This is a genomic window from Flavobacterium amniphilum, assembly GCF_023634845.1.
GTDB lineage: Bacteria > Bacteroidota > Bacteroidia > Flavobacteriales > Flavobacteriaceae > Flavobacterium > Flavobacterium amniphilum.
Genome location: NZ_JAMLJL010000024.1, coordinates 18,750 through 36,058, shown reverse-complemented (window position 1 = coordinate 36,058; position 17,309 = coordinate 18,750). Strand labels below are relative to the sequence as shown.

At 34.4% G+C, this 17,309-nt stretch carries 5 protein-coding genes; all 5 read right to left on the bottom strand.

Annotation, left to right across the window (positions count from 1 at the left end):
• Positions 1-9 precede the first annotated feature (9 nt).
• A complete protein-coding gene (locus tag NAT51_RS18310; protein WP_250601304.1) occupies positions 10-3,411 on the bottom strand; it encodes a non-ribosomal peptide synthetase in 3,402 nt (1,133 codons plus the stop codon).
• Positions 3,408-6,638, bottom strand: coding sequence for a type I polyketide synthase (locus tag NAT51_RS18305; RefSeq protein ID WP_250601303.1), 3,231 nt, complete (start codon positions 6,636-6,638; stop codon positions 3,408-3,410). Before NAT51_RS18305 ends, NAT51_RS18310 begins: the two co-directional genes overlap by 4 nt.
• A 20-nt stretch (positions 6,639-6,658) precedes the next feature.
• Positions 6,659-12,121 (bottom strand): MupA/Atu3671 family FMN-dependent luciferase-like monooxygenase, encoded by a 5,463-nt coding sequence (locus NAT51_RS18300; protein ID WP_250601301.1) that lies wholly within the window; start codon positions 12,119-12,121, stop codon positions 6,659-6,661.
• A complete protein-coding gene (locus NAT51_RS18295) occupies positions 12,109-14,625 on the bottom strand; it encodes a non-ribosomal peptide synthetase (protein ID WP_250601299.1) in 2,517 nt (838 codons plus the stop codon). The genes NAT51_RS18300 and NAT51_RS18295 overlap by 13 nt, the downstream gene beginning before the upstream one ends.
• A gap of 628 nt (positions 14,626-15,253) precedes the next feature.
• Positions 15,254-17,251, bottom strand: coding sequence for a tetratricopeptide repeat-containing sensor histidine kinase (locus NAT51_RS18290; protein ID WP_250601297.1), 1,998 nt, complete (start codon positions 17,249-17,251; stop codon positions 15,254-15,256).
• Positions 17,252-17,309 lie beyond the last annotated feature (58 nt).

Genomic DNA, 17,309 nt, shown 5'->3' with positions numbered 1-17,309 from the left:
TCGGTGTTATTAAAATAAATCAACCATTGAATCCATGTCTTCAGATACATTTTCGTGAAATGTTTCTGATTTTTCTTCTTTCTTATCCTGTAAGTTTTCAACCAACATTTTTACATTTGGAAACTGAAACAAATCCAATAGCTTCACTTCTATCCCCAAATCTTTCTTGATTATGTTTGTCACTTTCACAATGGAAAGAGAGTTTAATCCGATTTCAAAAAAATTATCCGTCACACCCACTCTTCCTTGATTCACAGGTGTCATTTCATTTATGATTGCCAAAATCTGTTCTTCAAGATCATTAACCGGTGCCACATATGTTTTCAAAACAGCATCATCTCCTGTAACTGCCGGTAATGCTTTCCGGTTAACTTTTCCGTTGGAAGTCAATGGCAGTTCTTCTAAGTAAACAAAGTAGCTTGGGATCATATATTCCGGAATTTTACCCAATAAAAAACTACGCAGTTCTGATTTCTCAATAGTGGAATTTGACACTAGGTAAGCAACCAATAGCTTCTCGTGGTTAATCTCTTTAACATCAACCACTACATGCTTCACTTCATCGGAATACTGTAATATTGCATTCTCAATATCACCAAGTTCGATACGGTAACCCCTTATTTTAACCTGTTGGTCTTTTCTTCCCAGATATTCAAGATTTCCGTCAGGTAACCAGCAAGCTAAATCTCCCGAATCATACAAGCGTTCGCCTTCTACAAAAGGATTTGGAATGAATTTTTTGGATGTTAATTCAGGCAGGTTTAAATATCCGCGAGCTAAGCCTAATCCGGCTACATATAATTCTCCCGTAACACCAATTGGAGCCAAGTTTTTATTAGCATCTAAGATGTAGCAATTTAATGTTGGGATCGGTTTACCGATATTGGATTGCTCAGAGCATATTTCTTTTTCATTAATCTCCTTGTAAGTAACATGTACAGTAGTTTCAGTAATACCATACATATTGATCAGTTTTGCATCAGGATATTTTTGATGCCAATCCTGCAACAAAACTGGATTTAATGCTTCTCCTCCAAAAATGACATATCTAAGTGTATGACATTTCTTTTCATCTTCAATTTCGTTATTGATCAGATTATAAAAAGAAGAAGGTGTCTGGTTCAATACTGTTACCGATTGATCCTGTAATAATCCTAAGAATTCCGGTGTGTTTTTTGCAATCAATTTGGGTACAACAACCAATTTTCCTCCAAACAACAAGGCTCCGTACATTTCCCAAACAGAGAAATCAAACGCATAGGAATGAAACATTGTCCAAACATCCTTTTCGTTAAAGTCAAACAAAGGCTTATCGGTAAAAAACAATCTCACAACATTTTTGTGTTCCAATAATGTTCCTTTTGGATTTCCGGTAGTGCCCGAAGTATAAATCACATAAATCAAATCATCCGGGGAATTGACTCCTTCAGGATTTGAAACTGAATATTTTTCCTGATCCACATAAAACAAATCCAACTCATTATCATCAATAACAAGTTTGCTGTTACTGTCTTTTTCAATATAATCGATTCGGTCCTGAGGGTTAACCGGATCAATTGGAACATAAGCGGCTCCAGATTTTAAAATTCCTAAAATCGAAACAACCATTTTCTCACTTCTTTCCAGTTTGATTCCGATTAAATCGTCGGGTTTTATATCATAGTTTTCTCTTAAATAGTATGCTAAGCGATTAGCTTGTTCGTTAAGTTCTTTATACGTTAATTCAATATCTTCGAAGACAACTGCAATATTATTTGGTGTTTTGTCAACTTGTTCTTCAAATAAATCAACGATCGTTTTATCTTTTGGGTAACCAACAGTAGTATCGTTAAAATCAAATAATAGTTGATTTTTCTCTGCTTCTGTCAGGTAATCAACCTCTTCAATAAATATTTCAGGCTGCGTTAGTGCTTTTTCCGAAAAATTAACAAAATGTGAAAAAATACGCTCAATCAGGAATGCATCATAAATGTCTGTATTGTATTCTATATTTAATCCAAGCTGATTATCGGTTTCCGAAAAGTTAAAACTGATATCAAATTGAGATGATTTCTTATGAAGATCAAATTTTTCAAAACACAAATTGTCAGCATCTTCTTTTTTACTTCCTAAATTGAGTAAAGACTGGTTTTGGTAAACCACCATTACATCAAACAGAACAGAACGTCTTAAATCTCTTTTTACATTGAGTTTGCTTACCAATTCATCCAGCGAATACATCTGATGCTCATTTGCTGCAATCAAATTGTCTTTCTCTATTTGCAGAAGCTCTGCAAAAGTGTTTTTCTCTTCAAATTGGGTTCTGATAGCCAATGTATTCACATACATTCCAATCTGGTTTTCCAAATCAGGGTGTTCCCTTCCTGCAATTGGTGTTCCGACAATAATGTCATTCTGACCCGAATAACGGTATAATAAAGCTTTGATAACGGTCATCAAAGTCGTAAACATTGTTACTCCCTTCTCTTCCGAAAACAACTTCATTTTAGTTGTAAACGCTTCCGAAAAAGTATGCGAAAGATCATTTCCGTTAAAAGTCTGAATAGCGGGTCTTGGTCGTGAACTCGGCAATGTAAGCGGAATTAAATCACCTGTAAATTTCTCAATCCAGTATTTCTCAGATTCCTGATACTTTGCATTTTGCTTTTCTGCTTCCAACCAAGTAGCATAATCTTTATATTGAATAGCAAGTGCCTGAATAGCATTCTCTTTTTCTGCCAATAAGTTGTTGTAACGTTGGACAATCTCGGAAACCATTAATTCCATGGACCATCCGTCGCTAATAATGTGATGCATACTTAATAAAAAGACATACTCATTTTCAGCAGTCTTAATTAATGACACACGCAGTAGAGGTCCGTTTTCAAGATCAAAAGCCTCTTTATTCTTAAGCTCAAGATAATTTTCCACTTCTTGATGACAATTAACTTGACCCGAAAAATCAGGTTGCTCAATGGTAAAATCAATTTCATTTAAGCCAACAATAATTTGTCTTACGTCCTGAGTTTCATCATCGGATTTGAATAAGGTTCTCAGAATTTCATGGCGTTCAATAAGTTCTTTGAATGCTTTTTCAAAGTAAGCAACATTTAATTCTCCTGTCAACTTGGTAACAAAAGACATATTATAAGCCTGGGATCCTCCTTCAAACTGACTTAGTACCCATAATCTTTTTTGGGAAGACGTCAAAGGATAGCTATCCATTGCCGCTGCTTTAGGTATAGGCTGATACTTTCTAAAATTTATCTTTTGCAGAATTGCTTTTTTTAATTCTTCTTTTTGCTCTTTTAAAGATTCAAAAAGTTTATCGTTAATTCCTGCTTCGGGCAACTGACACAAAAGTTTGTCTCCCTTTACAGAAAGTTTTACATTATTATCAAGCAACTCTTTTAATAATAGCTCTATACTCATAATTCAATGAAATTATTATCAATAGTATTATTCTCTATTTCAATAGATTCTACCAACTCATTAATAGCATTTTTCGAATCAATTAAAACTGCCAATTCTTTTATCGAAACACATTCTGACAATTCCCTGAAAACCAATGTAATTTCAAATTCATCCGACAATTGTGTCAGTAATTTTGTGGCCAATAAAGAATTTCCACCCACTTCAAAATAGTTGTCCAGTATACCTACCGGCTGATATCCCAAAATGCTGCCCCAATGTTCTGCTATAATTTTCTCTGTGTTGGTTGCAGGTGCTACAAATACACTACTGACGTTTCTCTTCTCATTAAAGTTTATTGTGTCTGATGAAACTTTCTCAATGCTTGGTAAAATCTCATCATACATTGCCTCAACCCTTCCGTCAATACTGTTTTCAGATGGGAAAAGCTTTTTAATGTTGTTTAGATATTCGGTATGTAAATCGTTTAAATTCTTTAAAATTTCAGCAGAAATTGTATTTGTATTACCAAGTTCAATTTCGATGGTACTTCTGAGTCTTTCTCTTTGGTACTTATCTTCAGTGTAATGATAAGAAGTAGTTATTTCTGAGAAATTATCGTAATTGATAGTCGCTTTTGGTTTCCAAAATCTGGTTTTTGAAAAGGCATAACCTGGCATCGAAATTCTTTTTCCGTCATGAGCTTCCGGTAAATCGAATACTAAACCTTTTGCAAAAAGAATAGCTTTTGCTGTATAAAGATTATGCACTGAATTATTGTTATTTGATGGTTTAGGAAGAAGATTTACCGAACTGATACCATTGTTGAAAATAGTTTTAACAAAAGATGATAAACCATTTCCGGGGCCAACTTCAATGAAAACCGGATTTGAAAAATAGTCGGCTGCACTTTTTGCGGCCTGAACAAACTTAACCGGATGAATGATCTGGTCCAACCAATACGCTACAGAACAGAATTCACTTGGTTCTACCTGATTCCCTGTAAATGTTGAAAAAATTACTGTATCAAAACTTTTAAATTCAACCTGGGACAGAACCGTCTCAAATTCAGCCAATGCATTACGCATCATTTGTGTATGATAAGCATGTGATACTTTTAATTTTCTGTATCCGATACTGTTTTGTTCCAATAATACAGATTGTGTTTGAATGGCATCTTTTGGACCACCAATTACAATACTTTCGTCTGTATTAAATGCACAAACCGAAATAGGATCCAATAATAAAGACTTCAGGTTTTCTTCGGTAGATTGAACCAAAAGCATAGCTCCTTCCTCCATTGAACCCATTAATCTTCCACGGTGGTAAACCAGTTTTAGCGCATCATCCAATGATATACATCCCGCAATGCAAGCTGCCACATATTCTCCCAAACTGTGACCAATGATGGCATTTGGTTTAATACCGTTTCTCATCAACTCTTTCGCAAGACAATATTCAACTATAAATAATGCCACCTGGGTATTTTCGGTTTGGTCTAACAAATCACTTTCTTCTGAAAAAATGATTTCCTTGAAATTAGTCTGACTTAACGATTTCAAATGCCCGAAGCAGTAATCCATGTCATTTTTGAAGGCTTCGTTGTTTTGGTACAATTCCAAAGCCATATTGGTATATTGACTTCCTTGTCCCGGAAACATAAATATGTTTTGCGTTGTTTGGTCATAACCTACATAACAACCATCGTTTTGTGTTCCTTTTAACTGGGCTTTCAATTCGGCTGCGTCCCTGCAAACCGTACTAAATTTATGAGGCATTACTTTTCGTCCATATAAACTTGTAAACTCTAAATCAGCAAGATTCACATTAGGATTTACATCGATATATTCAGCAAGTTTTTGTTTTTGCTGCTGAAGATTTTCTTCATTTAAAGATGATAAAGCAACAATATATGGGCGCTCAGCCATCTCTTTTTCAGCAATCACCGGAGGCTGCTCAATTATCACATGAACATTCGTTCCGCCAACTCCCAAAGAAGTAATTCCGGCTCTTCGAAGTTCAAAATGTTCCGGCCATGCAGCATTCTCCTGACTCACATAAAAAGGCGAAGTATTCAGATTTAAAGCTGGATTTGCTTCCGAAAAATTCAAACTTGGAACCAAAATCCCTTTATTTACGCACAAAGCCGCTTTTATAATTGAAGCTATTCCGGCTGCTGCATCCAAGTGTCCGATATTACTTTTTACTGAACCGATTGCGCAATATTGCTTCTCATTTGTAAATTCACGGAATGCCTCAGTAAGAGCCGAAACCTCAATTGGATCACCAATGTAAGTTCCCGTTCCATGTGCTTCAATCATTCCAATGGTCTCCGGATTAATATCAGCTATTGACAAAGCTTCCAAAACCACATCTCTTTGAAAATCAACACTTGGAGTTGTATATCCTTGCTTATTGGCACCATCATTATTTACGGCACTTCCTTTGATCAATGCATAAATATGGTCATTGTCCCTAACTGCATCAGTAGCTCTTTTCAATACAATTGAGCCTACACCGTCTCCGCTGATTGTTCCGCTTGCCTTACTGTCAAAAGGACGGCAGACCCCATCTTTTGAATAAATGGATTCCGGCATGTGTATATAACCAACTCTCTCATCTGAATCAAAAGAAACACCTCCGGCCAAAGCCATATCACATTCATAACTTAACAAACTTTGACAGGCTAAATGAACTGCTAACAATGAAGTTGAACAAGCCGTTTGTACACTAAATGCCGGACCAGTCAAGTTTAATTTGTAGGAAATCCACGTGGCCAAAAAGTCTTTTTCGTTTAATATTCTATAAAGTAATAAATCGGCTTGTTCATTAAGTGTGCTCGATTTCAAAACACTCATCAGATAGGAATTCGTGGACATCCCACAAAAATTACCAACAGATCCTTCCAGTCGGTTTACATCATAACCGGCATCTTCAATGGCATGCCAACTCGTTTGCAACAATAACCGGATTTGCGGATCCATAATAGTGGCTTCACTATTGGCTAATCCAAAAAAATCGGCATCAAAATACTTTGCATCGGCAAGCTTTGAACTTGCATTAACAAAACGCTTGTGGTTAAGCATTTCTTTGGAAACACCTGAAGCAATAATCTCTTCTTCAGTTGCTTCATTGATACTGTTGACACCATCAACCAGATTTTGCCAATACTCCTGTATATTTTTAGCATCCGGAAAGCGTCCTGCCATTCCGATGATTGCTATATCATTTTCGTTAACTTGTTTCATTTTTTCCAACGTGGTGTCAATTAAGTTCTGTTTGCTCTTGCGTTTCTTCTGGCCATTCCTTTGTTTACTGCTTTTTTCATCGCTTCATCATTACCTGCGGCCGTGTTTTGGTTAATTGCATTTTGAATTAATTTGGCCTGCTGTTCAATGGTAGGATTACGGAAAAGTTCGATCAATGAAAAAACAATTTTGAATTCGGCCTGCATTTTTTCATGCAGCAAAACAATTTCAATTGAATTTCCTCCTGCTTCGAAAATACTCACGTGATAAGGGATGTTTTCGCGCTTTAAAACTTCACACCAAAGGCGGTAAATGTCTAATTCTAATTTACTGTTAAGTGTGGCTACAGTATTTTCAGTTGCTTTTTGAGGTCGAATTTCCTTTAACTTCACCATATTAACCTTTCCGTTTTCCATTAAAGGAATGGAAGGAACCATAATAATATCTTTAGGATTCATATAATCCGGAAGCATTTTTTTCAAGTAATCCCTAATCGATTTTTCATCTGCCTGTGCTCCGAAATTTTGTACCGCATCACCATTTTCTTTAGTGGAGAAATTAGGAAGGATTGCATAAAGCATGTACGTATTATCATCGTTTTCAGTCGTGGCATCACTCATCAATAACTCATCAACGTTCACATCATAACCTTTCTCATTGAGTAATTTTACAATTATGTTCAAGTTACTGTCACCATCGACTTCAACCGCCAACTGATGAATCATTGGCCAATGTTCAGGTCTGATACCCTCTAAAACAAGGCATTCACTCTTCTCGGCATCAACTTTCAATAAATCAATTGATTGGATATTCAATTCATCGATAACATCCGAAACTGTAGTCAATTGACATTCAACTTCTTCAGTTTGATATAGTGAAGCGATGTATTCTTTGTATTCCTCTGATAATCCTTTTGAACCGTCAAATGAATTATAAAAAGATTTTACGATTTCGTTTTCATCACCTGATAATTTTACATCATCAACTGATGTTTCTTTATTATTCTCTATATATTTTTCAACAGCGTCCACGATTGTGTCCTTATCGGCAAATCTTCCGGATAAACCTGACATTTCCGGATAATAGTTAAATACTACGCTCTCTTTTTTGTTTGAAACACCATAATTTAAAATACGTCCTTTGATCTGGCGGTGTTCAAAGTTTTGTTTCAAGGCAGAGAAAATTTGCGGAATAGGTTCAAATGCAATAACCGATGCGCTTGGCTGTCTTTGGTTAACATCGATACAAAATCCTCCAACGTTTGAACCTACGTCCAAAACCAATCCGTTTTCAGGAATTGATATACCGTGTTTGAAGTAGATTCCGTCTTCGAATATTTCATCATACAACATCGCTAACTGGCGGTTGGACTGGTGGTATATTAAACTGCCATCGGCAAAATAGAAAGGCTTGGCTTGTTTTTCTGCCGGAAGTTCTTTGTAATCGCCGTAAACAATCTCTTCTTTAACAACATAAGCCGATAAATGAGTGGCATCATTTTCTGTAATTGCTACAACCTTACAATCCTTAACTCCTGATAATTTTGAAGTTACGCTTTCAATTTCTCCAAGTTCGATACGGTAACCGTTTACTTTAACCTGATTATCTTTACGTCCAATGTATTCAAATGTTCCATTGGCAGTCAATCGCATTAAATCACCGGTTTTATAGAATCTGTTCCCGGCGAAATTAGGGTTATTGATTTCTTTAAAACTCTTCTCCGTAAGCTCAGCATTATTATAATATCCTTTAGCAACTCCTTTTCCGCCAATGTAAAGTTCACCTACTACTCCAACCGGAACCTGTTGTTCAAATTCGTTTAAAAGCAACAAATCAGTATTGTGGATTGGTTTTCCGATTTTGAAATCATTACTGCTGATCTCTCTCCATGCTGACCAAACCGTTGTTTCTGTTGGTCCGTACATATTGTACAACTTACAATTAACGGCTGAACTCAGATTGAAAACCAAATCTGTACTTAATGGCTCCCCACCAATAAACCAATGCTCGACAGATGACAATTCTTTTGTTTGGGTCTGGTTATACAAATCAATTGTAAGTTTAGCCTGTGATGGTGTCATTTGAACGTGGGTTATCTTATGGTCATCAATCAGATCCAGTTCGGTTTTTTGATTGTCAACATCCAGTAATTTTGCTAATTCAACCTGTGATTGATATAATGTTTTAGCTTCAACTATTTTTTCCAATCCGGCTAACACTTTTTCATTATCAACACCGAAATCAACCAAGCACGCAATTTCAGTCACACCGATATTCTGAATATCAAAAAGCATTTTCTGGCAAGATTCAGGCGAACCGATCAGCGTGTTGTTTTTACTGAATTTTTTATAAGCGATATCAATGATTTCATCTGTTTGCGTGTTCAAATCCAATCCCATTTCTTTCGCCAATGGTTCCATTAGTTTAATCGAAGATTCCAAATAAGATTTGAAAGGTTTTTCACTGATATTCAAAGCAGTCTGCTCAGATGAATCGATATACGTATGAATCATCAGTGTAACTTTTTTGTCTTCAATACTGAATCCGTTATCGCTAAGTGCCTTATGGTAAGTTTTGATGTTTTCAGCTAACTGCTCCATCGATTGTCCCAAAATATGGGTTAGCACATTGGCACCTATTTCCCCGGCATATTTAAAGGTTTCGGGATTTCCTGCGGCAGTAACCCAAATTGGTAATTCCTGTTGTATCGGTGTTGGTCTTACTTTAATTGTAAAATCATTACCAACTCCGTTTTTACGCACAATTGAATCACCTTTCCAAAGTTTTTTAAGTTCAACGATTCTTTCACGCATTTCCTGATGACGGTTATTGTAATCTGAATTTGCGAAAACGAAATCATCCGGATGCCATCCTGAAGCAATACTCAAACCGGCACGTCCGTTACTTAAATTATCAACTATCGCCCATTCTTCGGCAACACGGATTGGATCATGTAGCGGAAGAACAACACTTCCTGAACGGATACTGATATTTTTGGTCAAAACAGATAAAGCAGCACTTAATACTGAAGGATTTGGAAACGCACCACCAAACTCACCGAAGTGGCGTTCAGGTGTCCAAATCGCCGTAAAATCAGCGTTATCAATAAATTTTGCCGTATCTAATAATAAATCATATTTATGTTCTTCCTTTTTATCGGCACCAAAGAACATGACACTGAAATCGATGTTTTTTGCAGGCACCAACCTTTCATGCGACAATAATTTAAAAGGATTAGACTTTTGTAAAACAATCGAATGTCCTCTTGAAATAGTCCAGATAAGTTCCAAAACAGAAATGTCAAAATTCATACTGGTTTGGGCAAGCCATTTTTGACAGTCATCACTGCCGAAAGAACTGTCCAGACTGTATAATAAATTAGAAAGATTCCCTTGACTTACTTCGATACCTTTAGGTTTTCCCGTAGTACCTGAAGTAAAAATAATATAAGCGCTGTCATCATTTGAATAATCAACTGATTCTAACTGAACAGAAACTGAGGATTCCAGATTGTCAACGTATGTAAAACTTTGTTTTGTTACTTTACTTAAATACAAACCTTTCAAAGCCTTCAAAGTAACAATCGTCTTAGGCTCTGCATCTTCGATTATCTGATTGATTCTCTCTGATGAATAAGCAGGATCAAGTGGAATATAACAAGCTCCCAATTTGAAGCATGCAAAAATAGCCGCTACCATTTCCACATCACGCAACAAACAAATTCCGACCTTATCGCCTTTCCCAACACCTTGGTTCGTTAATAAATTTGCAATTGCATTAACTTTTCCACCTAATTGCTTATAGCTGTATACAATATCATTACAAGTAACAGCAGTTTGGTCAGGAGTATTTTTTACATGATTTTCAAATGATTGAATTGCATTCTCTTTTTCAGTAAAATCAAGTACTTCCCCTTTTAAATATTGATCAATAACATTGATTCCGTTCTGACCAATCATATCAACTTTAAAAATGTTTTGATCTGGATTATTCAGTAAAGAAACAAGTAATGCATTGAAATGATCAGCCATTCCAATAATCGTTTGTTCTTCGAAAAGATCTGTATTATATTCCCAGGAAAGTTCCAATCCGGTAGTTCTTTCGGTAATATTCAGGGTTAGATCATACTTGGCACTGTTTGTACTTTTAAAATGGACAGATTCCATAGTTAAACCACCCAATGAAAGGGCTTCCTGCTCATTATTGTGAAGCGCAAATAAAACCTGGAACAGTGGATTATGACTCAGATTTCTTTTCACACCCAATTCCTGAACCAATTTTTCAAAAGGCATTTGTTGGAATTCATAGGCTTTTTCCAACATCTCTTTGCTTTGTCTGATTAATTCACGGAAACTCGGTTTTTGTGACAAATCACTTCTTAATACAAGAAGATTCATGAAAAAACCAACTAAATCCGCTGTTTCGGCTTTTTCACGGTTAGCAATCGGACTTCCGACAACAATATCATTTTCATTACTATAACGTGCCAATAAACTACTGAAAGCAGCGTGTAACCCCATGAATAATGTTGCTACTTCTGATTGGCATAAATCATATAATCCTTTAAGTGTATTTTTATCTATTACTGAATTGTAAACATCGCCGTTGAAACTTTGTGATAACGGTCTAACTTTATCCAATGGTAAACCGTGAACCACTGGTAAATTGGCTAATTGTTTTTTCCAGTAATTTGTTTGGTCCTCTAAAACATTTCCTTTGAACCATTGTTTCTGCCAATAAGCGTAGTCCGAATACTGAATACTCAATTCCGGTAATGGATTGCTCTGTTCTTTACAATAGCTGTTATAAAGAATATTAAATTCTTTAACCAAAATTCCCATAGACCAACCGTCTGAAGCAATATGATGCATAGTTACAATCAAAATATGCTCTTCATCACTGATCATCAATAATCGGATACTTAATAATAGATCTTTGGACAAATCAAATATTTTGAATGTTTCTTCCTCAACTATTTTGGCAATATATTGTTCACTATTTTCAGAGGCAGCATCTACTTTTTCAACTGCAACATTATAATCATTTACTTCCTGGACATTTTGAACCGGTTCTCCGGATTCATCCACAAAAAAGTAACTGCGTAAACTTTCATGTCTTTGAAGAATCGTATTAAAAGTTTGGTTTAATGCCGTGTAATTAATCTTGCCCGTTAATTTAAAAGTTGATGTAAGATTATAATGGGAACTACCGCTATTAATCTTATCAAGAAGCCATAAACCCTGTTGGGAAAAAGAAAGCGGGAGCTGACTGTTTTTATCCGCTTTCCGGATTGTTGGAACTTCTCTGGTTTGACTTTGGATTAAAGAAATAATTGCTTCTTTATTATCTTTTAAAAATTGCTTTTGTTCGTCATTTAATGAACTTAAATCACCTTTTACCAAAAGTTTATCCTGGGAAAGTTCAAAATGAATCCCTTGCTGAATTAGTGTAGTTAATCGTTGTTTTATAGTTAAAGTTCCCATACTTCTATGTCCTTGTTGATTGTTTCGTCGTTTGTTTTATTTGTTTTTATTCCATTTTTGAATGCTATTTCGGTTTCAATCAATTCCCCTAAAGCTTCAACATTTTGCAATGCCAAAACATTCTTCATCTGTAGTTCTATTCCGAAGCTTTCATTTATTTGGTATAACATTTTGGTAATCTTGAGTGAATGTCCGCCCAACTCAAAAAAGTTATCAGTTATTCCTATTTTTTCAATTCCCAAAACTCCCTGCCATATCCCAATCAGCTTTTCTTCAGTTTCATTTCTCGGTGCTACATATTCTTTTCTGATAATATCTTCGGAAGTAATTTCCGGTAATGCTTTCCGATCAATTTTCCCATTTGGTGTTAAGGGTAATTCATTCAATGCCACATAAAAACCGGGAACCATATATTCCGGTAGTTTTTCCTGTAGAAAAGCTCTTAACTCTGATTTATTTACATCTGCAACCGAAACAAAGTAGGCCGCGAGTACTTTTTCCTGATTGTTTTCTTTAACTTCAACAACCACTTGTTTCAAATCTTCAGAAAATTGCGAAATTGCATTTTCAATTTCCCCAAGTTCAATTCTGTATCCCCTGATTTTAATTTGCTGGTCTTTTCTGCCCAAAAACTCAATATTTCCGTCAGGCAGCCAGCAAGCCAAATCTCCGGTTTCATACATTAGTTGGTTTTCTGCAAATGGATTGGGTATAAATTTCTCGTTTGTAAGTTCGGTTCTGTTTAGGTAGCCTTTCGCTAAACCTACTCCTGAGACATATAACTTCCCGGAAACACCAATTGGCACCGGTTTTAACCTTTCGTCCAAGATGTAAACCTGCAAATTGGAGATTGGTTTTCCTATTGGAATAATGGACTTATCTATATCATCCTTGGAAACTTTATAAATCGACACACAAACTGCACATTCAGTTGGACCGTAAGCGTTATAATAATCGGTTCCTGAAGCTACAACAGCATTTGCTTTAGCAGGATTAGCCGATTCTCCGGCAGTGATAATACACCTTAGGCCCGAAATTTCTTCTTCAGACAATAATCCTAAGTAGCTTGGAGGAAAAGTAACCACCGAAGATTTTGTTACTTTTATAAAATCGACAAACTGATCTTTATCTTTTATGGTTTCTTCCGTTGGTATAGTAAGTGTTGCACCGCTATACAAGCTCATCATAATCTCAGATATCGATGCGTCAAAAGCAACCGAAGCAAACCAAACCACTTTATCACTTTCAGTAATTTCGAAAGTCCTGATCTGGTCTAAAGACATATTTACATTGCTGGTATGCGAAACCACGACTCCTTTGGGAAGTCCGGTAGAACCCGAAGTATAAATTAAGTATGCTGAATCATCAGAAGAAATAACTGAATTGAGATTATCACAGCAGTAATTTTCAAAATTTATTTCATTGATATTCAAACAATCACAATTATCAATTACTAATCCAGCTGTATCACTGATAACCAATTTTAATCCGCTGTCTTTAATTAAATGGTCAATTCTTTCCTTGGGATAATTAGTATCAATTGGTAAATAAACCGCACCCAATTTCAATATTGCTAGTAATGAAATGATTCCGGTATCAGATTTTGGTAAAAACACACCGACAATATCACCCTTATTGATAATGTCTTTTGTAATGATATAATTCGCTAATTGATTAGCTTTTTTATTTAATTCCTCATAAGTCAGGTGCGATTCCTTAAATACAACAGCTAGATTATGTGGAGTTTTTGTCACCTGATCCTCAAACAAATCAACTATAGTTTTATCATCCGGATAAGCAACATAAGTCTCATTAAAATCAACTAACAATTGAGATTTTTCCTTTTCGGAAAGCAGATTAAATTCTGATAGATTAACATCAATATTGCTTTCTAAATTAATCAGGAAATCTTTAAAAGATTTAATAAGAAAGTTCGCAACAGTATCTTTAACAAATCCTTCCAAATAGGAAATTTGAATCTCTAACCCATCATTTTCCGTAATCTTTACATTAAACAGAATACCGTTACAATCTGATTTAGAAAGAGCATTAATGTTAATACCATAATTAGACAACAAGTTCAAATTATCAAAACCTGCCTTTTCAGCAATTACTTCTTTATCAAAGTCGGAATGATTAAATGTTTCTAAGATTTCAAGCTTTACTTTTTGAAGATACTCTTTAAAAGTAGATTTCAAATTTGTTGGAAATGCCAGAAGCAAAGTATTAGAATGACCTTCATAATCTGAAACAACATAACCGTCAAATTCACTTATCAGTCTCTTTAATAAAAAAGAATAAACCGTAGTTATGACTGTTAGCCTGGCTATTGTGTTTTTATTAGTAAGACTATTAAAGTAATTCAACTCATTAGTACCGATAGTAATAGAAGGCAGATTATTCTGTTTCCGGTTTCTTAAAAAAACACCCTCTCTGTTGGTTATTTTTTTCTTCCAATACTTTGAAACCAAATTAATGCTATTCAGCACCACATTGTTATCCATAAATTAAACGCTCTTATTTTTTTGACCACAATCAATATTCTCCGTACAGCCTCAATTCGAGGGATTAAAAGAGCTCATCGTTTGTATTTTACTATTTTATACAAAGTCAAAAGCTTCCTTAAAATCATCCAAAAATTACTTTTTCAGGTTTAAGTACAATTGATTTTGCGCGAAAATAAGAGTAAGGTTCATCTAAAAATTACGGACTTTTCGTATAAAAATTACGGACTTTGTCTTATAGTAATTAAAACACTAATAATAAACACAATAGCTACACAGAATATCATTTTGGAAGTGTTATTTTAATACAAAATCAACAAAAAAATAACATCGTTTTGTCAAGGATAATTACGATGTGTTAATTGATTATTTTTAACAAAATTGGATAATCATTTTTAGTTCGATCAGTACGGAGTAAAATATAAAAACATCAGGCATTTAAGGTTTGCCTGTTTAAAAATTCGGGAGTTTTAGATGATAAGAATTAATTGTGTTCCGAATTAATTCAAATAGACTTGATGTGAATCACTTAACAAAATGATTCCATATAAGATTGATATTTATAAATAAGCTTGAAAAATAAAATTAGGCCTAAATAATGCTGAAAGGAACTTTTATATAAAAATTACTATGCCTGAAGACAAAGTGTGACTTCAATCTTTGTTCCTTCGCCGATTTTTGATTCAATATTAAATTGGCCGTTTAAAGAATTAGCTCTTTCTTTCATATTGTTCAATCCAATACCGCTTTTTCTGGTTTTAACATCAAATCCTTCACCGTCATCGCTAATACTCAGAAGTAAAGTAGTATCATTTTTTCTCAGGATTTTCACATCACATTTTTTTGCATTTGAGTATTTGTTAATATTCAAAATTGCTTCCTGCACAATTCGGTATACATTAATCTTGTATATATTTTGAATAGTTCCCCATTCAAAATTTCCATCATTTATATATTTAAATTCGGTGCGGCTTATGTCTTTTTGATTTTCAATTAAACTCATCAGCAACACATTGAAATCATTACCGTCAAAAAAAGAACTTTTACTTATATCGTGTGATATACTTCTGATTTCATTTTCAATATTCTGCAATTCAAAAATATATTCTTTTCTTTTTTCAATGATACTTTCCTCAATTTTAGAATTAAAAAAGCCCAAATTCATGCGGACACCATAGATTTTATTCATAACGCCGTCATGTAATTCTTTTGCTATTTTGGCTTTTTCGTTTTCTTTTGCAATATTGATCTTTTTATGCTGTTCGGTTAGTAACATATAAATTTCTTCATTAGCTTTTTGCTGTTGCTGCAAAAACTCCAATTCTTTATTTTTATATTTCAAGTACCTCAAAACAAAAAATATCGCCAGAAATAAAATCAAACCAAAAGAGATAATCAAAATATAAAAATTATTTTTGGTCAGCATTCTGTTTTCATCTTCAATTCTTGAAGTTTCATACTCAATCCTTGCATACTTATTATGGGTGTTTTTTTGAACCGTATTAATACTGTCGCTAACCCTAATATATTCGTTGGAATAAACCAGACTGTTTTTTGTATCCGCTTTTGAAAGTAATTTTAAAGAAGTTAAGATTTCGTTACTGCTTTTAATCTTAATTGCGAGTTGATTCGCATCTTTTAAATTTTGAATTGATTTAGCTGTATCCCTTTGTGTTAAATAATATTCCCCTATCCTGATTTTTTTATATAAAACATCAGATTCAACTCCAATACTGTCAACAATTTTCAAAGATTCCAAAAACATAGATTCAACATTCTTGAAATCTCCGCTTTTCATCTTCGAATACGCTAAATTACTTAAGACATTAGCATATAAACGGGGCTGTTTTCTTCTTAAATCTTCCGAAAGCAACCTTTGTAATTTTTCCACTGATTCTGAAAATTCTCCTTTCAAATCATATAAATTACAGATGTTAATTGTGGAAGTAACATTATAAACTTCTATTTCATCCTTATCACCAACTTTCATCTTTTCCAGTTCCCGTAAAGCCAATTTGTGGTATACCAATGCTTCATCATAACTGACTAATTTCTCCAAACAATTCCCCATTAAATTGTTACAGGTATAAATCAGACTGTGATTCTTTGAATTTTTTAAATACTGTAATGCTTTGGAAAGCTCTACTTCACATTCAATATAATTTCCGTCATAAAACAAAACATGGGCTTTATTGAACAGCATCCTGCCTACATTATCATAATCTGAAATTTTTTCATAAATTTTTTGAGCCTGCAGGTAATAAAAATAAGCGCTGTCTTTTTTATTGTTTTCATAACAATCCCCAATATGATACAACGACTTGGCCATCCGGACACTATCTTTAGCCATCTTTGACAAATTGAAAGATTTCAGACTAACATCCAAAGACTTTTCAGAATTATTGATGTAGTAGTATTCAGAAGAAATTTTTAAATACAAATCCCTGACAACCGAATCATTATTCTTAATTTTCAGTAAATTAACAATTGAATCTAAATACTTTTCTCTTTTGTTTTCCGATAAAGTATCAATATGGTTTTTATCTAACAGAACTTCTGTTTTCTTATGACAGGAAAAAACAAAAAATAGTAGGAACAGGCAGAAAAATTTGGTTGGAGTTGTCAATTGTGCAGTTATTTTTTTAAAACATCAAATATAGCCCTTTAAAAACAAAGGCTATGCG

Excerpts from the sequence above, each read along its gene's own strand:
- NAT51_RS18310 (WP_250601304.1), bottom strand. The coding sequence starts at position 3,411 with ATGAGTATAGAGCTATTATTAAAAGAGTTGCTTGATAATAATGTAAAA.
- NAT51_RS18305 (WP_250601303.1), bottom strand. The coding sequence starts at position 6,638 with ATGAAACAAGTTAACGAAAATGATATAGCAATCATCGGAATGGCAGGA.
- NAT51_RS18300 (WP_250601301.1), bottom strand. The coding sequence starts at position 12,121 with ATGGGAACTTTAACTATAAAACAACGATTAACTACACTAATTCAGCAA.
- NAT51_RS18295 (WP_250601299.1), bottom strand. The coding sequence starts at position 14,625 with ATGGATAACAATGTGGTGCTGAATAGCATTAATTTGGTTTCAAAGTAT.